General features: G+C 66.5%; 18 protein-coding genes. 17 read left to right on the top strand and 1 reads right to left on the bottom strand.

Going from position 1 to position 17,368, the window contains the following annotated elements; all coding sequences use genetic code 11:
- The 13 genes from H516_RS20110 to H516_RS0113330 all read left to right on the top strand — a co-directional run bounded on the left by H516_RS20110 (position 1) and on the right by H516_RS0113330 (position 12,044).
- Positions 1-900, top strand: coding sequence for a bifunctional DNA primase/polymerase (locus H516_RS20110; protein ID WP_022890222.1), 900 nt, complete (start codon positions 1-3; stop codon positions 898-900).
- On the top strand, positions 888-1,574 hold the full coding sequence (locus H516_RS20105; protein ID WP_084620696.1) for a DUF2637 domain-containing protein: 687 nt from the start codon (positions 888-890) through the stop codon (positions 1,572-1,574). Before H516_RS20110 ends, H516_RS20105 begins: the two co-directional genes overlap by 13 nt.
- A complete protein-coding gene (locus H516_RS21405; protein ID WP_022890221.1) occupies positions 1,567-1,935 on the top strand; it encodes a hypothetical protein in 369 nt (122 codons plus the stop codon). Before H516_RS20105 ends, H516_RS21405 begins: the two co-directional genes overlap by 8 nt.
- A gap of 56 nt (positions 1,936-1,991) precedes the next feature.
- Positions 1,992-2,855: a hypothetical protein gene (locus tag H516_RS0113370; RefSeq protein ID WP_022890220.1), complete on the top strand. Its 864-nt coding sequence runs from the start codon at positions 1,992-1,994 to the stop codon at positions 2,853-2,855.
- On the top strand, positions 2,852-3,931 hold the full coding sequence (locus H516_RS0113365) for a ParB N-terminal domain-containing protein (RefSeq protein ID WP_022890219.1): 1,080 nt from the start codon (positions 2,852-2,854) through the stop codon (positions 3,929-3,931). Before H516_RS0113370 ends, H516_RS0113365 begins: the two co-directional genes overlap by 4 nt.
- A gap of 54 nt (positions 3,932-3,985) precedes the next feature.
- Positions 3,986-4,645, top strand: coding sequence for a hypothetical protein (locus tag H516_RS22215; protein ID WP_022890218.1), 660 nt, complete (start codon positions 3,986-3,988; stop codon positions 4,643-4,645).
- A 3-nt stretch (positions 4,646-4,648) separates the two neighbouring features.
- Complete coding sequence (locus tag H516_RS0113355) at positions 4,649-5,821, top strand: M23 family metallopeptidase (protein WP_022890217.1); 1,173 nt, start codon at positions 4,649-4,651, stop codon at positions 5,819-5,821.
- Between the two features lies 1 nt (position 5,822).
- Positions 5,823-6,089, top strand: coding sequence for a DUF6112 family protein (locus H516_RS0113350; protein ID WP_022890216.1), 267 nt, complete (start codon positions 5,823-5,825; stop codon positions 6,087-6,089).
- A 544-nt stretch (positions 6,090-6,633) separates the two neighbouring features.
- Positions 6,634-7,497, top strand: coding sequence for a hypothetical protein (locus tag H516_RS22210; protein WP_157432257.1), 864 nt, complete (start codon positions 6,634-6,636; stop codon positions 7,495-7,497).
- Positions 7,494-8,525, top strand: coding sequence for an ImmA/IrrE family metallo-endopeptidase (locus H516_RS21835; RefSeq protein WP_022890215.1), 1,032 nt, complete (start codon positions 7,494-7,496; stop codon positions 8,523-8,525). The genes H516_RS22210 and H516_RS21835 overlap by 4 nt, the downstream gene beginning before the upstream one ends.
- Positions 8,526-8,892: 367 nt before the next feature.
- Positions 8,893-9,162 (top strand): DUF6112 family protein, encoded by a 270-nt coding sequence (locus tag H516_RS0113340; RefSeq protein ID WP_022890214.1) that lies wholly within the window; start codon positions 8,893-8,895, stop codon positions 9,160-9,162.
- 24 nt (positions 9,163-9,186) lie between these two features.
- Positions 9,187-10,584, top strand: a complete 1,398-nt coding sequence (locus tag H516_RS20095; protein ID WP_022890213.1) for a hypothetical protein — start codon at positions 9,187-9,189, stop codon at positions 10,582-10,584.
- 2 nt (positions 10,585-10,586) lie between these two features.
- Complete coding sequence (locus H516_RS0113330) at positions 10,587-12,044, top strand: SCO6880 family protein (RefSeq protein ID WP_022890212.1); 1,458 nt, start codon at positions 10,587-10,589, stop codon at positions 12,042-12,044.
- 55 nt (positions 12,045-12,099) lie between these two features.
- On the opposite strand, the gene H516_RS21830 is transcribed toward H516_RS0113330, so the two are convergent.
- Positions 12,100-12,327: a DUF2188 domain-containing protein gene (locus H516_RS21830; RefSeq protein WP_084620695.1), complete on the bottom strand. Its 228-nt coding sequence runs from the start codon at positions 12,325-12,327 to the stop codon at positions 12,100-12,102.
- Between the two features lie 124 nt (positions 12,328-12,451).
- Here H516_RS21830 and H516_RS21395 point away from each other — a divergent pair, with 124 nt between their 5' ends.
- Genes H516_RS21395 through H516_RS20080 form a run of 4 tightly spaced genes read left to right on the top strand, consistent with a single transcriptional unit; the run spans position 12,452 to position 17,363 of the window.
- Entirely contained in the window at positions 12,452-12,934 is a 483-nt protein-coding gene (locus H516_RS21395) for a hypothetical protein (protein ID WP_022890211.1), read from the top strand.
- Positions 12,928-14,460 carry an ATP-binding protein gene (locus H516_RS0113320; RefSeq protein WP_026378761.1) on the top strand — a complete coding sequence of 511 codons (1,533 nt, stop codon included), beginning with the start codon at positions 12,928-12,930 and terminating at the stop codon, positions 14,458-14,460. Before H516_RS21395 ends, H516_RS0113320 begins: the two co-directional genes overlap by 7 nt.
- 58 nt (positions 14,461-14,518) lie before the next feature.
- Positions 14,519-15,478 (top strand): DNA-processing protein DprA, encoded by a 960-nt coding sequence (gene dprA / locus H516_RS20085; RefSeq protein ID WP_051138830.1) that lies wholly within the window; start codon positions 14,519-14,521, stop codon positions 15,476-15,478.
- Positions 15,479-15,491: 13 nt separating this feature from the next.
- Complete coding sequence (locus tag H516_RS20080) at positions 15,492-17,363, top strand: TraM recognition domain-containing protein (protein WP_022890208.1); 1,872 nt, start codon at positions 15,492-15,494, stop codon at positions 17,361-17,363.
- Positions 17,364-17,368: the final 5 nt, after the last annotated feature.

Raw genomic sequence — 17,368 nt, 5'->3', positions numbered from 1 at the left:
ATGGAGATCTCACAGTTGCTTCTGACGGTGACGACGATGCCGCCGCGCAGGGCCGCGCACGCGTTCGCCCGCACCGGCATCCCGATCTTCCCGTGCGTCCCGAACGGGAAGCAACCGATGTCCGCAGCCGGCTTTCACGATGCAAGCTGCGACCTCGAGACGGTCGATGCTTGGTGGGGGCAGCATCCCGACGCGAACATCGGTCTCCCCACCGGGCATGCATCAGGCGTCAACGTCGTCGATGTCGACATCAAGGCAGCCGGCTCGGGCTTCGTTGCGTTCGAGCGCGCACGGGAAGTCGGTTTGGTCGATGGCGAACTCGCTCGCGTTCGCACTCCATCGGGCGGAATGCACGTCTACTTCCCTGCACCCATGTTCGCCGAACCTCAGCGGTGCTGGCAGTCGGCAACCGCGCACATCGACTTCCGCGGCGACGGCGGCTACGTCATCGTGCCGCCGTCGGCTTTGGCGGTTGATGGCAGGCGACGGTCGTATCGGGTGTCGTCGCTCTCCACGCGAGCCTCGAAGCCCGTCGACGCCACGCGCCTTCGCGATTACCTCGATCCGCGGGCAGCCCACCCTGAACGAGGCAGTTCGACGCCCGCGACGACGGATACCCGTCATCTCGCCAACTGGGTGAGCCGACTCCAGGAAGGCGAGCGCAACCGCGGGCTCTATTGGGCCGCCTGTCGCCTCGTCGAGGCCGGCTTCGACGTTGCATCGGCGACGGATGCGCTGGCGCGGGCCGCTCAGCATGCCGGACTCTCTGAACGCGAAGCAATCCGGACGATCAGGTCGGCCGCACGTCAGCCCAGTACAGTCCACGAGTTGCCGGCCGCGCAGTGGCACGACGACCAAGCTCGGCCTTGCCGTGAAGGTGGCACGCCATGCCTGCCCTGACGCTGCTACGCGGCGACGGCATCCGCTTGGCGACGATGACGGCGATCATCGGTACCGTCTTCATCGCGGCTGGCGCGTTCTGGCTCTCGTTCACGTCGCTGAGCGATCTCGCTCGCCGCTCCGGCATCGATCCCGCTCAAGCGTGGGTGTGGCCGCTCATCGTCGACGGCATCATCGTGGTCGCGACCGTCTCTGCGGTGGGTCTCGCGCGGTCTACAGTGGCCTGGTATCCGTGGGTGCTGCTGTTCGCCGGCGCAGCCATCTCCGTCGCCGCGAACGCCATCCATGCCGTTGTCGCCGAGTCGACCGACGTTCCGCTCGTGCTGGCTGCGGCGGTCGCCTCTGTGCCGCCGCTGGTGCTCCTCTCCATCACGCATCTCACGTCGGTACTCATGCGGCACCCATCCATTCGAGAGACGTTACCCGCGCAGCGGGAGACATCCGGAACCCCTCAAGTTATGCAGTTGCATCAGCGTGCCGCCGTGCGTGGCACCGGACAGGAGAAGGCGTCATCGCTCAGGGAGCTCGGCTGGTCGAACTCGGCGATCGCGAAGGATCTCGGCGTGCACCCGTCCACCGTCGGGCGCTGGCTCAGGGAGCAGGTCGTCACACCTGCAGTTCAAGCCAGCGCGCTGCACAGTGCAGCCCTCGAGAACGGAGCGAGCGATGGATGAGGACACGTTCGAGAAGAAACAACGCGCCGAACGTATCGCCGAAGCGGTCAAGGCGGATCGGCCTCTCCGCGATCCAAGCGAGCGGTCGGGGCGCTTTGCGCTCCCACAGGGCCAGGGCGCACGACGCTCCCGAAACGGGATCGTCTGGGTTCGCGCGTCGGACCTGCTCAGCAACGGTGCAGGCCGGGTCGCGGGGCTCGGCATGGACGTCGACTCTGAGCTCGTGCGACGGCTCTACCGAATCCCGGGGACCTCCCGTCGCGCGGTGCAGCGACGAGCGCACCGACTCTCTCCACTCTCAGCGTTCGGCACCTCATCGACCGACCGCAGTTTCGATCGCGATGGCCTCGGACGGAGCTGATCATGAGCATCCTGCAAAGCGCGGACACACGCACCAGAGCAATCGGAGGTGCCGCGATGGACAGGAACGAAGGTCAGGATGCCTCGTCGCAGACGTTTCGGAGCTCGGAGGGACTGAGGAACCTGCTCTGCCGACTGCAGTCGAACGGCGGCACCGGGTGGCGCAACGACCCCGAGGCATCCGAACTCATGCGCTTCACCGCCGATCGGTACGGAGCCCTCGCCAGAAAGCACGGCCTCGACCCATGGGAGGCGGCCGCCGCAGCGTTCGACGCGATGCGTGCCTCGGCGACGCTGCGCGCGGACGACCCGTGGGCGGTCGTCACGCAGGCGGTCAGGGTGACGTGCATCGCCGAGGAGCGAGCTCAAGGGCTGCTGTGCGCCGTGCATCAAGCTCGCCGTGCCGAAGTGTCCGCGCATCACGATGCCGAGCGGTTCAGCGACCGCGAGCACGAACTGCCCGAGTATCATCCGGCGTTCAGATCGCCGCCGGCGGATGAGCTCGATGACCTGGATGCCTCCGACGACTTCGATGGACCCGACGTCGATCGGCCTGCCGAAGTGGCTGCCGCCGTCAAGGATGCGATCTCGTTCTTCGCGCTGCTCGGGTGGCCGCGCGACAGTGCACGCGAGGGGGTCGAATACGTTTGTGCGCGGCTCGCCGACGCGCCGTCGCGACCGTCAGCGTTCGAGTCACTCAGGCGCGACTATGCGGCCCGCGCGTTGCTCGACTTGCCTCAGCGGGCATGGACTTCCATGCTTCGCGCACTGCTCGGATGCTGCGACCAGCTGCAAGAGCAGACCCCGGCCGGTCGCGGCATCCTGTTCCGACTCCTCGTCGGCGAGAACCTGCAAGCGCTGCTCTACGACGACGACCTCGTCGAGGACGTCGTCGTGAACGTTCCGAGGGCGCGACCATGACTGCCGCGACGCCCGGACACATCGAGTTGGAACGGGCGATCGACTCCATCCGGATGGGCACGCGCCACCGCACCGACCTCGGCGACATCGACGCGCTCGCCGCCTCGATCGAACGGCGAGGATTGCTGCAGCCGATCACAGTCACCCCTGACGGCGTGCTCGTTTGCGGTGCGCGACGGCTCGCCGCGCTGCGGCAGCTCGGCGTTCGGAAAGTCAACGTATGGGTACGTTCGGGAATCTCCGACCAGCTCACGCGGCTGCTCGCCGAGCAGGACGACAACAGCCTGCACAAGCCACTCAGCCCGGTGGAATCAGCGGCCCTCTACCGCGAGGTTAAAGCGCTTCTCGCGGAGGATGCACAGCGACGCCAGGAAGCCTCCCGATTCCGGACCGACGGAGAAAACCCCAGATCAGACGGTGCCGCACCCGGTGCGGCACCGCACCGCGGCCTCGGCGATACTCGTCGCCAAGCGGCACAACTCGTGACCGGACGCAGCACGTACAACACCCTCGAACGCATCGGACATCTGCAAGGCATCGCCGCCGATGAGGATCAGGATGAGGCTGTTCGCGCCCAGGCGATCGCAGCGCTCAGCGCCATCGATCAGGGCGCCGACGTCAAGCCCGAGTTCCAGCGGCTGAACGCGTACCTCAGCCTCGCGGAACTCGAAAAGGTCGCGGCAGATGCATCACAGGAGTCCGAGGTGAAGAGCGCTGCGTTGAAGTGGGCGGCGGAGCTGCGCACGGCCGCGCAGGCTGTGCACACGGCTGAGCTCGAGGAGCTGGCGCGAGACGCACTCGCCAGAGTGAAAGCCGCATCGAAGTCGAAGCGGCACCACCCAGTCGACCGCCAGCACGCCGATGCGTCGCCGGCGAAGTTCCCCGCGCGCGGGTTCGTCTACCTGTGGAGCGATCTTAAGGGGTGGTGGCTTCACTACGACGACGCCGAGCTTGCTGCCGCTCTTACCGACGAGCAATGGGAGCAGTTCGAGACGACATTGGCGGGCACGATCGAGCTCGCTTCGCGAGTCCGCGCGCTGCGCAGCGGGCGCTCGGCGCTCAGGAGCGCGTCCTGACGCTGTGCCCGCGCCGCCGCGCTTCTCGGGTCGGGCTCTGCGCACCTTGTTGGCATGCATTTCGCCCCTCGACGTCGACTCGTCATCGCCGTACTCGTCGTCACGCTCGCATTGCTTGTACTCGCTGGATTCGGCGTCTACGGGCTGCTGGTCGGGCCGGCCCCTGCAAGCCGGTCGGCGCAGGGAGGGACCGCATCGGCTTCTCCTTTGACGCCGAACGAATCGGCCCCCGTCGGGCGACCACAAGCAATCGCTGAAACCTCCGAGCCTGAGTTGTTTGCTCGAGCCGTCGCCCGTGCCGTGATCGGGTGGGACACGCGCGGCGCCTCCGGCACATCCGAATGGGCTCAAGTCATCGTCGACGTCGCCGATCCTGATCAGGGCGCAGCGGTCGCAACCGATGTTCGAAGCGCCCTGCCAGCCGAGGAGCTCTGGCGCCAGCTCGGCGACTACGGCACGCGGCAATGGCTCGAGTTCGATGCAGTGACTGTGCCGTCGAGTTGGTCGACGGCAGTCGCGCAGGCCGCGCAAGGACAGATCCCACCGGATGCCGCCGCCTTCACGATCTCCGGAATCCGGCATCGGGAAGGAACTTGGAACTCGGAAACTGTGCGCACTGATCGCCCGATCGCGTTCACCGTCTTCGTCACCTGCCCACACGAACAGCCATGCATGCTGCTGCGAATCTCGCAGCTCGATCACCCCTTGGACTAGGCGATGAAGCTGTTCATCGGTCTCCTCGTGGCGCTCCTCCTCACCGGCCCACTCGCCGGGCTCGTGAGCGTGGCCGCACTCATGAATCCTGCGGCGCATTCGTGCAACGCGGGATCCCTCGTCGTCGGCGCGATCCCCGATTCATTGACCGCGACGACAGCCTCGGGCACGTCGATCACCCTGGGGCGCCACCAACTCGCGCACGCGGCGACGATCATCGCCGTCGGCTCCCGCACGGCCGGGGTCGGTCGCGAAGGCGTCACGATCGCCCTGATGGCGGCACTCACCGAATCGACACTGCGAATGCTCGCGAACACCGGCGCCCACCCCGAGTCAGCGAACTACCCCAACGACGGGGACGCCTCCGATCACGACTCGCTCGGACTCTTCCAGATGCGCCCCGCCGCAGGCTGGGGCACCGTCGCCGAACTCATGGACCCCGACTACCAAGCCCGCGCGTTCTTCGGCGGGCCGGCCGGCCCGAACGCCGGGTCGCCGCGTGGACTCCTCGACATCGCCGGGTGGCAAATTCTAGATCCTGGCGCCGTCGCCCAAGCCGTCGAGGTCAGCGCCTTCCCTGATCGCTACCGCAACTACGAGCCGGTCGCCGAAGCGGTGCTGGGCGCGCTCACCCGGGCGGCATCCGCGACCGTGGGAACTGGCGATGCCGGCGTCGCCGTGCCCGAGACGTCGCGCATAATGTTCCCTCTGCCTGCCGGCACCTACACGAGCACCGACAGCTTCGGATGGCGCACGGACCCGTACACCGGCGAGCAGCGATTCCACGCCGGCAGCGACCTCGCCACCCCAGCCGGAACGCCGATCCTCGCGATCGCCGACGGCATCGTGACCTTCGCCGGACCGCGCGGCACCTACGGCGGACTCATCATTCTCGAGCACACCGTCGCAGGCGCGCGCGTCGCGTCCTACTACGCGCACATGTACGACGACGGCATCCACGTCGCAGCCGGGGATTCGGTTGCAGCTGGTCAGCAGATCGGCGACATCGGCTCCGCCGGCAAGTCGACCGGCCCGCACCTGCACCTCGAGATCCACCCGGGCGGCGCTGACGCGCCCGCCGTCAACGCACTCGACTGGCTCGCCGCGAACGGCGCGGCGACCTCCGACGGCACCCAGGTCGCGGCCGCCACTTGCAGGTCAGTGAAGGCAGGATGAGATGGACATCTTCCCCGACTTCGGCGCCGTCGGCGGCGCTCCCGAGTTCCGAAGCATCATCGGCGCGCTGCTGACCTTCGTGCTCATTATCGCCGTGCTCATGCTGCTCATCAGCGCAGTCACTTGGGCGCTCGCCTCAGCGAACGGCCACTTCCAGATCGCTACGAAAGCCCGCATCGGAGTGTGGGTCGCGTGCGGCGCTGCCGCGTTGGCTGGCGTCGGCGTCGCGTGGGTGAACTTCTTGCTTGACCTGGGCAGCCGGCTCTGATTGCGCTTAAGCACTGGCGCATCGGGCGCGGCGAATCGGCCGACTGGAGAACCAACGACCAGACCACTCATCGCCCCAATACGAGGTATGTGTGTTTCGTCCCCGCAAGCCGCGACCGTTCGTTGCTATAAGTTCGTGCGTATGCCCGGATCAACTGCACAGCGCGGCGACATCTACCTCCCCCGCCATACCGCAATTACGGTCGGCGATACGCATTCAACGCCTCGCCGCGTCGTGTGCGTTGCGGAGCTTCCGAGCGATCCCGAAGTCTGGAGGGCAATGTCGCGAACAACGACTGCCTACGATGCGTCGATCGACCTCTTTAGTCCGGCGGACAGCACTCTCGGTCTGACGAAAGATGGCTGGTGGTCCCATCGCTTCATCCGCTCGATCCGGAAGCGGTTGACTGGTCACCCACACGATTGTGCGTATCTCGCGACGATCCCAGAGCCGCTGAAATCCACGGTGTTGGACCACTACAAGAACCGGTAGGTGTTCAGTCGATACAAATGATACGATCGTCAACTTTGCTTTTGGATTCTGAATGAACTTTGAAATCGCCCCCGCGGGCATAGACCCGAGCGCTTGGGCCGGATCAGCAGGTGATACGCCGCGAGTCGGCGACCTTTGGCTCCTTTCTTGGAATCGCCAAACGCTCGGGCTTGCCCTAGTGGCACGCGCGGCTGCATCATTTGCGCTCGTTTGGCCTGTGGCTCTGCCAAGCGAACCAATCTTTCCGCCCGCGATGGTCGTGCCCGATAGCCCACTGGGCGTTTCGCTTGCAGTCTGGCCGACACGCGAGACCGGTGTGGGCAATCATCTGTTCCATCGGCGGCTCGGTGAGCTCGTGAGCGAGCGGTCGATCTTGCGCACAATGCAATTCATCGAAGGTGACCCCGTTGAAGCCCCTTTTGCACTAGCGGAGCCGAACGTGGATGAGGGCGACTTTCACGCTGAGAGCGACGCAATGATCGACAGATGGGAAGCGATCTGCCTCCACCTCTGGCCAAACCCCTCGCCCGGGCAAACGCAACTTTCTCGATCCACGATGGAGCGGGTCGGAGCAGGCATCGAGGAACTCATTGAGGCCCTCGGCCTCACTACCCCAGATGCTGTGGCGATGATGCGCGGCGAACGACTTCCGGATTTGGGCGAGCTGGAGACGCTTGCACTCTCGCTGGAAGTTGATCCGATCGACTTGATAACCGCCCCCGTCTCAGACTCACTCTTGTCCTCACCGAAGTTCAAAGACGAGCTAGTAGACGCCGCACTAGAGCTCGCAATCGACGAGGCGACATTTCGGAATCTTGTGCAGCAAGACTTTGCACTGGCTGCACGCTCTGATGGCGACCCGAGTGCGCAACTTCGCGCGGCAATAGCCCGTGTCCGCGAGATTGGTCGTGCATGACGTTAGACGTTGCAGAGCTTGTCGCCTCGCGATCGTACCGATCGATTGCGAGGCTGCTGCTCGACTGGGAGAACGCTCGTGGCGCGCTGGATACTGCCTTACTGTCGAGCGACCCCGAAGCCGCGATCGACGCGAGCGCCGAGCTCGAGATCGAGTACGACCTGAGTCCGGGTAACGGCTGCTCGGTGTTCGGGTACTACAGGTATCGAGCGAATCCGCCGTCAGCAATCGTCATCCATCCAACGCTCACCGCAGGCCGAGACACCTTTACCTTGCTGCACGAAGTCGGTCACCACATCCAACGTCAGCATCGTGAGTGGGCGACGACGCTGTTCCGTGTTCCCCCCTCCCTAGGAGCCAAGCTTGAGGAACGAGTCGCCGACTCGATCGCGGCCGAGCTCCTCTTTCCCGATGAGTTCGGTCCCGATCATCTCAACCCGTCGCTCCTGGCGGAGTTCTACGAGTCCTCGCGAGCATCCCGATCAGCTATCGCGATGCGGGCCGTGGAAATTGCCGGTGACACTCCGGCGGTTGCAGCGGTCGTCGACCACGAAGGTCGCGTCATCTTTGCACGCTCCACAAGCGACGACGTTTTTGCGCCAGCCCGCGGGCTGATCCAGCCGGCTCTCGGAACTCTAGTCGCACGATCCATGCAAGAAGCTCGAGCCGTGGAAGCGGAGCTGAGCGAGGGACTTCTTGCAACTTCTGGATGGGCGCAATCTGATCTCGTCGCCTCGGTTGCGCTAGATCACACGCAGGAATATGCCTTTGTGGTGATCCGGCCTGCGCAACGATTCGGACGAACACCTTCATGGCACATCTTGGAGCAGGAGTGTTCCAACGAGGCGTGCGAGCATGTCTTCGTCGTCGATGCCACAATCAGGCGCTGCAACAGGTGCAGCGAACACATCTGTCCCGCGTGCGGCCGATGCGCGTGCGAGCCCAGACTTGGAGAAACTTGTCCGAATTGCTTCACGGCCTTGTCATTCGCCGAACAGGCCGGACAAGTCGAGCACGAGTGTATCTAACCCTCTCGTCTGTGAGCGTTACCCGCAACTAGCATTCATTGCACGCCTCGACTTGCGGGACTGCCCCAGCCTCACGTCGTCGCTCCGCTCTACGGCGGAGCTACGACATCAATTGCCGGACACCGACGGACAGCATCACCGCGAGCTTGCATGTTCGGCAGTACGGAATACCGGCGAGCCCGGGCAAGCACCGAGTGCCGCAGTTCGGGCAGTCGGGTTCCGTTGCGAGCCAATCCATGCTGACGAGAATACGCGCGCGAAGAGCGTGCGCCGAACGGCCCCCAACGACAGCTGGCAGTGATGGGCCTACCTGCACACCTGGCACTTGTACGCATCCATTGACGGCGTTCGAGCGAGGGAGCACATCGTGATCGACATCGATCCGAACGGGACCGGTCTTCCGGGCATCGAGCAGTTGCGCGTCATCGTTGGCGCGGTGATGACGGTGGGGCTGATTCTCAGCGTGCTGGCCTTGATAGTCGCGGCGATCGTGTGGGGCTTCGGTGCGAACTCGTCCAACCCGCACCTCTCCGCACGCGGCAAGACCGGCGTGCTCGTCTGCTGCGGGGCGGCAATTGTCTGCGGTGCATCGGTCACGCTCGTGAACTTCTTCTGGGGCGTCGGGCAGACGGTCTGACACCGGGCCCAGCGAAGGCATCCGATGAGCGTCTGCGATGTGCCGGTCATCGCCGAGGTCTGCAACACCGTCGGTGAAGGATCCGCTGCCCTCGTCGCCGCTCCATTCGATTGGCTCGCACAGGCGATGGGCGCGGCAGCCGCGTGGCTCTTCGAATCGGTGTGGGCGGCATTCGACACGACGACCCTCGTCGACGTCACCGACCCCGGCTACATCAAGGTCTACAACGTGCTCTTCGGCGTCGCCGTATTCGTCACCCTAATCCTGTTCTGCCTGCAACTGATCACCGGCCTCGTCCACCGCGACCCCACCGCACTCTCGCGCGCGGCCGTCGGCCTAGCGAAGTCGATCCTTGGCTCATTCGTCATCATCACGATCACCGGGCTGCTACTCGAGATCACCGACCAACTAGCGATCGGCATCGTTCAGGCATCCGGAAACACGATGGAAGGCATGGGCGACCGCATCGCCCTGCTCGCCGTCGGTCTCACCGCGATCAACGTCGGCGGCCCAGGCGTCGGCGCGATCGTCACGATCTTCCTGTCCGCGCTCGCGATCAGTGCCGCCGCGATCGTTTGGTTCTCTCTGCTGATCCGCAAAGCCCTCCTGCTCGTCGCGATCGTCTTCGGTCCGGTCGCGCTGGCAGGCGCAACATGGGATGCCGCGAAGGGGTGGCTCTCGAAGTGGATTGCGTTCGTGATCGGCCTCGTGCTGTCCAAACTCGTGCTGGTCGTGATCTTCCTCGTCGCTGTCGCCCAGGTCTCGGCACCGATCGATGCGGATCTCGCGTCGGTCAGCGACCCGATCGCGGGCATCGTGCTGATGTTCATCGCCGCTTTCGCGCCCTATATCACCTACAAGTTCCTCAGCTTCATCGGCCTCGACATTCACCACGCAATGTCCAGCGAGCAAGAAGCGAAGAACGCGATGAACCGCCCCGTCCCGGTGCCGTCGACGCCCATGGTCGACGGGGCGAAGAAGATCCTCGACGGCGGCGGCAAGATGCCACAAGGGCGCGCGTCACCGGCATCCGCCTCGAGCTCAGGCGGAGCTGGACCCTCGGGCGCCGGAGCAAGCACAGCCAGTGCTGGAGCCTCCGCGAGCGGCGGTGCTGCAAGCGCAAGTGGCGCTAGCTCGGCCGGAGGGGCTGCGGGCGGGAGCGCCGCCAGTGCGGGAGCGGCCGCAGGGCCTGCCGGAGCGGCTGTCGCAATCGGCGCACAAGTCGCCACCGGCGCCGCGAAAGCAGGCGTACACACCGGACAGGCCCTCGGGCACGCCGGCGAGTCCCATACCCAAGCCGTCGGCGACATAAGTTCGCCAGCCCCGGACACTCCGCCGCCAGTCATCACCACCGCGCCGACACGACCGCACGCCTCGGCTCCGCCGCCCCCGCCAGTCGTTCAACCCTCGAAAGGCGCGTAACCATGGACACCGACCTCACGACGTTCCGACTCGCCCCAATGCAGTTCTCACGACTCACACGCCACGGCATCCTGCTCGGGCTCTCACTCCCCCAGCTCATCGCGCTCACGATCGGACTCCTCACCCTGGTGATCGGGCTGTACACGGCCGGCGCGGCCGGCGTCACCTGGACCAGCCCCATCTGGGGTACCGCCGCGCTCGTCGCGACCATCCCGGTCGGCGGTCGCAAGCTCGTCGAATGGGCACCGATCACGATCAGATGGATGCTGCGCACAGCCCGCGGACAGCTCACATACCGGCGGCGAATCCTCCGACCACGCCCCGTCGGCACCCTCGCGCTCCCTGGCGACGCCGCCTCACTTCGCGAGTGGAACGACCCGGAGACCGGCACCGTCATGATCCACGACCCGCACGAGCAGACCCTCACCGCGATCATCTCGGTCTCGCACCCGGCGTTCGCACTCCTTGATCCCGGCGAACAGCACCGCCGCGTCAATGGATGGGGCCGTGTGCTCGCCGCTGCCTGTCGCTCCGGACGCATCGCCCGCCTGCAGGTCTCCGAACGAACGCTGCCCGACTCCGGCACAGGCCTCGCCGAATGGTGGGAACGCCACGGCCTCGACGACGACACCTGGGCCGCCGCCACCTACCGCGACCTCATCGAACGCGCCGGGCCGGCCGGTGAACGCCACGCGACCACCATCAGCGTCGCCCTCGACCTCGGCGCGGCATCACGCCAGATCAGGTCGCAGGGCGGCGGGATGCGAGGCGCCGCCGCTGTGCTGAGGCAGGAGATGATCGCCCTCACCGGCGCATTGCGCGCAGCAGACCTCATCACCGGCGGATGGCTCACCGCCGACGAACTCGCGAGCGTCCTCCGCACCGCCTACGACCCTGCCGTTGGTGTCGACCTCGAACGCCACACCGAGATCGGCCGCGACCTCGCCGCCGCCGGCCCCGTCGCGGTCACCGAGGCATGGGACCACCTACACACAGACAGTGCTCTTCATGCCGTACTTTGGATCAGCGAATGGCCGCGCTCGCAGGTATTTCCGGGCTTCCTCGCGCCACTCGTCTTCACCAACGGCGTCCTCCGCACCATCGCCCTCCACTACCTGCCGGTGCGCGCCGACCAAGCGGCCCGCGATCTCCGCAAGAAGAAGACCGAGCTCATCAGCGACGCCCACCAAAGACAGCGCATCGGGCAAATCGAGGATGCCTCTTCGACCGCCGAGTACGAAGACGTGCTCCAGCAGGAAGCCGACCTCACCGCCGGCCACGGCGTACTCCGTACCACCGGCCTCATCGCTGTGACCGCACCGACCGTCGACGAACTCGACGCCGCCGTCTCGGCTATCGAGCAAGCAGCAATCCAGGCGTCGTGCGAGACGCGCAGACTCGTCGGTCAGCAGGCTCAGGCGTTCACAGCCGCGGCGCTCCCGCTCTGCCGGAGCGTCTGAACTCCACCGACCGTACCCATCTGAGCAGCCCGACCGACGGAAACGTCGCGAAGCGTTATCCGCGGGTCTCGCGCGGGTCCTTTGCGGGGGCGATCGTGTTCTTCTCGCGGATCTGCCCGTTGACGCCGTGAATACTCACGTCTCCGCCTCCGTTATTCGCCGCAAGGTCGCGTGCCGCAGCGTATGCCTCAGCCTGAGTCCCATGTCGCGACGATGCACGAGACGCATCCTCCCGCTTGGCCGCCCAGCCGCTCTCGTCCTTGAACACGTTGTAATCAGGCATCGCCCGCCCCTTTGTTTTGGTGCGGCCAGCCTATTCTGAGCCCCTGACATTGAGACCCCGCCGAGATGCTCGGCTGGGCGCTCAAACACACCTCCAATCGCAAGCATCCTGATTGGAGCGGACCATGACAGTCCTCGACGAACACGCAACTGCTACCCGCTGGATCAGTGTCGCGTTCCTGCAGGGTGACGAAGCCGACGGCCTACTCGCGCTCATCGATCAGGAGGGGCCGATCGCGGCGATCTACCAACTGCGGCAGCTCGACGACGGTGACCACACGCTGGAGGCGGCCCTGGTGAACGGGTACGTGTACGACGAGATCCCGGTGGGCGTCTCTGATCACACGATCGAGCCCTTCGGCTCCCCCTACGCGCTGACGTACAACGAGTCGTTCAGGTACGTGTCTCTGCTTCGGCACTACAACGCGACAGCCGAGCCAGCGCCCGCGATGGCACCGCTTCCGCGCGCACACGCTGAGCTACCTCCTCGGCGGCCCGACATGGCTTGGCGCCCACAACCGCAACCGCAACCGCAACCGCAACCGCAACCGCAACCAGTCTCTTCTGCGATCAGTGCCGCCGAAGGCCGCAACGGCGTGACATTGTGAGCACCGACGAGCGGCTGCACACCGCCGCGCTGGTCGAGCCCCGCGGTGAAGCACGCTGCAATCGGCGAACGCGGAGGCGCGAGGCATCCAGAATCGAAGCAGATGCCCGACGCAGCCGGCATCGAGAGGCGCGCACCAACTGGCAGGCTGAGCGCGACGAGGCCCGCAACGCCGCCTACCTTCCAGCCTCCGGCGAACCCGGCGCGGCGACGCTCCGCACGCCAGGCCGCTTGCGCCTGCCAAAGCATCAAGACACCTCGGCCACGCTCGCGGGCCACTACCCGTTCCTCGCTGAGGGCGGACTCGGGTCAGCTGGGGTGTTCGTGGGGCAGGATCTCTACTCCGGGGCATCCTTCGTCTACGACCCGTGGGTGCTCTACCAACGCGGCATGATCACCGCACCAAACGTCGTGCTGGCTGGCATCGTCGGCTCAGGCAAGTCGTCGTTGGCGAAGTCCCTCTACACACGGTCGTTGCCGTTCGGGCGACGCGTGTACGTGCCCGGCGATCCGAAGGGCGAGCACACCGCGGTCGCCGAAGCCGTTGGCGGCAAAGCGATCGTCCTCGGTCATGGGCTGCGCAATCGGCTGAATCCGCTCGATGAGGGGCACAGGGCTTCGAGTACGTCGGATGCCGAGTGGTCGGCGCAGCTCGCGGCCCGCCGTCGTGAGTTGATCGGCGCGCTGGCCGAAACGGTGCTCGATCGTCCGCTCACGCCGCTCGAGCACACCGCGATCGATCTCGCGCTCGCGGACGCGGTGCGCAGCGCCGATGTGCCGATCCTGCCGATGGTCGTCGACCGCATTCTCGCGCCGAGCCAGGCCGATGACGGCGGCCGGCTCGCCGAGGATGGCCGCCTCGTCGGCCACGCACTCCGGCGGCTCGTCGCTGGTGACCTCGCCGGCCTCTTCGACGGCCCCTCAACAGTCCGCTTCGACCCGACGCTGCCGATGGTCTCGCTCGACCTCTCGCGCGTCGCCGAGAACTCGACCCTGATCAGTGTGCTCATGACGTGCTCGTCGGCGTGGATGGAGTCGGCGCTGTCCGACCCGGCCGGCGGACAGCGGTGGGTGATCTACGACGAAGCCTGGCGGCTCATGGCCTACCCGGCACTGCTGCGTCGGATGGATGCGCAGTGGCGCCTTGCCCGGCATTTCGGCATCGCGAACATGCTGATCTTCCACAAGCTCTCCGACCTCGACAATGTCGGCGACTCCGGATCCGCAATGCGCGCCCTCGCATCCTCGCTGCTCGCGAACGCAGAAACCCGCATCGTGTATCGCCAGGAGCCCGACCAGCTCGGCGCCACCGCGACCGCGCTGGGGCTCTCGGGCACCGAGCAGAAGCTGCTGCCTACCCTCGGAACCGGGCAAGGGCTCTGGCGAGTCAAGGACCGCAGCTTCGTCGTCCAGCACCAGTTGCACCCCGACGAGCTCACCACGTTCGACACGACCGCTCGCATGGCCGATCTCGGCGCGCCCGCTGGCCAGCCCGCGCAGCTCGAGGGGGCCGGGTCACACCTGTGACACGAACCCGGGAGGCAGCGCAATGGCCGTAAACGTCGATGACGAACGAGAGGCGAGAATGTTGCTAGCGGTCGCCTGCGAACCCAGCGACGTGATCACCGGCATCCTGATCGCCCGACTTGGCGCCACCGAGACGCTACAGCTGATGGGCTCAGATGGGGCACTGCCGAGCGGCATCGACTCGGTCGAGGGAACTCTGTGGCGGCACCGCAACGGCACTCGGTCGGGCGACGGGCTCCTCGAACGGGTCCAGGCCGACATGCAGCGTTGCGACCTGCGACTACTCACACCTGAGGATGCCGCGTGGCCAGCCGAGTTGCACCAACTGGGCGCCCGTGCGCCGATCGCGCTCTGGTTGCTCGGCGACTACTCCGCGCTCGCCGGTCCACTGCACGCCCGCGTAGCCGTCGTCGGCGCTCGCGCGGCCACGACGTACGGCACTGACACCACCAGTGAGCTGGTCACCGCACTCGCGCAGCACGACCGCATCGTGCTGTCGGGCGGTGCGTACGGGATCGATGCCGCCGCGCATCGCGCCGCGACCGCCGCGCGACCAGGCGCGACGGTCGCCGTGCTCGCCAACGGTCTCGACCGGATGTACCCGAGCGGCAACGAGGAACTCTTCGACCGCATCACGACCAGCGGCGGCCTGATCATCAGCGAACTCCCGCCCGGATCCGTCCCCACCCGGTGGCGTTTTCTGCAACGCAACCGCATCCTCGGTGCGCTCTCCGGCGCCACTGTCGTCGTCGAGGCGGGACCGCGCTCGGGCGCGCTCAACGTTGCCGGGCAAGCGCACTCCCTCGGACGGCCGGTCGGGGCCGTTCCCGGACTCGCCTCGAACCCGGCCAGCGCCGGATGCCATCGCCTCATCCAAGAAGGCATCGCAAGCCTCGTCGCGAACGCCGACGACGTCACCGAACTGCTCGACGCACGAGCACCTCTCCCCCGCGAGCACGCGTTCGGGCCCGCACCGGCGCGAAGCCCGGTCCGCACCGGGCACGAGCTCGGGCTCTGAACGGGCGTCCCCGATGACGACGACCAGACCCTCGGCGGCTCTCGGCGATGAGCTCACCAACCTCGGCATGAGTGTGCTGCTCGGCGGCGCTGCGTTCGCACTGCTCCTTCGCGCCGCCGGCTCAGTCGCGGCGTGGGCGAGCGGACTCCCGCAACCGATCGGCGGCGCAGAGACGGGTCTGGCGGTGTTCTTCAACGCCGACGACCCTGCGACCGCCCTCGGAGCGCCCGGCCTGCACCCCGTTATGTACTGGGCGACCGCGACGGTGCTGATCGGCGCAGTCGTTGCGTTCGTTGTCTGGTTCTGGCGGATGCTTCGCGGCTCGCGCCGTACGGCAAAGGTCGACCCGTACCGGATCGCGGGCGTCGCGACGAAAGGAGACGTGGTGCACGCGGCATCCCACAAAGCGCTCATGAAGCGCGCCAAGTATCTGCGCCCCTCCCTGCACAAGGCGACCCCGACGGATGTCGGCTACTGGATCGGTACCTCGCAAGGCGTCCCGGTCTGGGCCAGCGTCGAGGACTCGATCCTCGTGATCGGGCCACCACGCTCCGGCAAAGGCGCCCAGTTCGTCATCAACGCTGTCCTCGACGCCCCCGGACCCGTCGTGACCACCTCAACCCGAACCGACAACCTGACCGCAACCATCCGGGCTAGGCAGCGCATCGGCCCCGTCGCCGTGTTCGACCCGCAACACCTCGCCGACGGCGTGCCAGCCGGCCTCCGATGGTCACCGATCCGCGGCTGCGAAGTACCGCTTACCGCGATGATCCGCGCTGCAGGTCTCGCCGCCGCGACCGGACTCAACGGCGGCAGCGTCGATTCCGGCTCGTTCTGGGAAGCGAAGACCCGTACCGCTCTGCAAGCACTCCTCCACGCCGCTGCGATCGACCATCGTTCGCCGGCCGAACTGTTCCGCTGGACCCTCGACCCCTCGGCAGCTCACGATGCCGTCGCGATCCTACTCAGCAACCCGGCCGCCGCGACCGGCTGGGCAGACTCACTTCAAGCGATGCTCGAAGCCGACCCCCGCACCCGCGACTCGATCTGGCAAGGCGTCTCACTCTCATTCGGCGCGCTTGCAGATCCGCGGGTTCTCGATTCGGTCTCCCCCGGCGAGGGCGAAGCGTTCGACCCCGAAGCGTTCCTCCGCGCCAACGGCACCCTCCACCTGCTCGCCACCGGCGCCGGCGCGAACAACTCCGCCGCGCTCGTCGCTGCACTCATCGAAGACCTCGTCGAAACAGCCCGTCGCATGGCCGCCCGCATGCCTCGTGCCAGGCTCGACCCGCCGCTACTGCTCGCCCTCGACGAGATCGGCAACCTCGCACCGCTCCCATCACTGCCGACCCTGATGGCCGAAGGCGGCGGCACCGGCATCACGACTATGCCGGTGCTGCAGTCCCTCGCGCAGGCACGCATGAAATGGAGCGACAATGCCGCCAACGCGATGTGGGACTCCTCGATCGTCAAGGTCTTCCTCCGCGGCTCCTCGGCCGCCCGTGACCTGCACGACCTCTCGACACTCATCGGCGACCGCGACGAAGCCACCGATTCCAGCACCATCGGAGACCGCGGCTCGCGCTCCTCCCAACGTTCCGTGCGTCGGGTCCCGATCCTCCCACCCGAGCAGATTCGGATGCTCCCGGATGACACCGGCCTGATCATGCTCCGGGCGGCACCCCCGCTCATCACACGACTGCGGCCCTGGGAATCGAGACCCGACGCTGAGAGGCTCCGTGCCGACCGGCTCGAGATCGAACAACTGATGCAAATCAGTCTCGACACCGACCCGGCATCTGGACCGGAGCCGGTAGTCGATGCCTCCGGCACTGCGGTCGAAGCGACTCGCGACGCGGACGAAGCTGCTGGCGATGCGGCGTGAGCCGT

The organism is Agromyces italicus DSM 16388 (genome assembly GCF_000421545.1).
Taxonomy (GTDB): domain Bacteria; phylum Actinomycetota; class Actinomycetes; order Actinomycetales; family Microbacteriaceae; genus Agromyces; species Agromyces italicus.
Note: the sequence above shows the minus strand (reverse complement) of the source record. Positions and strands in the feature narration are given on the sequence as shown.

Bases quoted from the DNA above. Each gene is read 5' to 3' on its own strand.
- H516_RS21395 (WP_022890211.1), top strand. From the start codon at position 12,452: ATGACAGTCCTCGACGAACACGCAACTGCTACCCGCTGGATCAGTGTC.
- H516_RS22210 (WP_157432257.1), top strand. From the start codon at position 6,634: ATGAACTTTGAAATCGCCCCCGCGGGCATAGACCCGAGCGCTTGGGCC.
- H516_RS20080 (WP_022890208.1), top strand. From the start codon at position 15,492: ATGACGACGACCAGACCCTCGGCGGCTCTCGGCGATGAGCTCACCAAC.
- H516_RS21830 (WP_084620695.1), bottom strand. From the start codon at position 12,327: ATGCCTGATTACAACGTGTTCAAGGACGAGAGCGGCTGGGCGGCCAAG.
- H516_RS22215 (WP_022890218.1), top strand. From the start codon at position 3,986: ATGCATTTCGCCCCTCGACGTCGACTCGTCATCGCCGTACTCGTCGTC.
- H516_RS0113355 (WP_022890217.1), top strand. From the start codon at position 4,649: ATGAAGCTGTTCATCGGTCTCCTCGTGGCGCTCCTCCTCACCGGCCCA.
- H516_RS0113365 (WP_022890219.1), top strand. From the start codon at position 2,852: ATGACTGCCGCGACGCCCGGACACATCGAGTTGGAACGGGCGATCGAC.
- H516_RS21405 (WP_022890221.1), top strand. From the start codon at position 1,567: ATGGATGAGGACACGTTCGAGAAGAAACAACGCGCCGAACGTATCGCC.
- H516_RS20095 (WP_022890213.1), top strand. From the start codon at position 9,187: ATGAGCGTCTGCGATGTGCCGGTCATCGCCGAGGTCTGCAACACCGTC.
- H516_RS20105 (WP_084620696.1), top strand. From the start codon at position 888: ATGCCTGCCCTGACGCTGCTACGCGGCGACGGCATCCGCTTGGCGACG.
- H516_RS0113330 (WP_022890212.1), top strand. From the start codon at position 10,587: ATGGACACCGACCTCACGACGTTCCGACTCGCCCCAATGCAGTTCTCA.
- H516_RS0113370 (WP_022890220.1), top strand. From the start codon at position 1,992: ATGGACAGGAACGAAGGTCAGGATGCCTCGTCGCAGACGTTTCGGAGC.
- H516_RS21835 (WP_022890215.1), top strand. From the start codon at position 7,494: ATGACGTTAGACGTTGCAGAGCTTGTCGCCTCGCGATCGTACCGATCG.
- H516_RS0113350 (WP_022890216.1), top strand. From the start codon at position 5,823: ATGGACATCTTCCCCGACTTCGGCGCCGTCGGCGGCGCTCCCGAGTTC.
- dprA (WP_051138830.1), top strand. From the start codon at position 14,519: ATGTTGCTAGCGGTCGCCTGCGAACCCAGCGACGTGATCACCGGCATC.
- H516_RS20110 (WP_022890222.1), top strand. From the start codon at position 1: ATGGAGATCTCACAGTTGCTTCTGACGGTGACGACGATGCCGCCGCGC.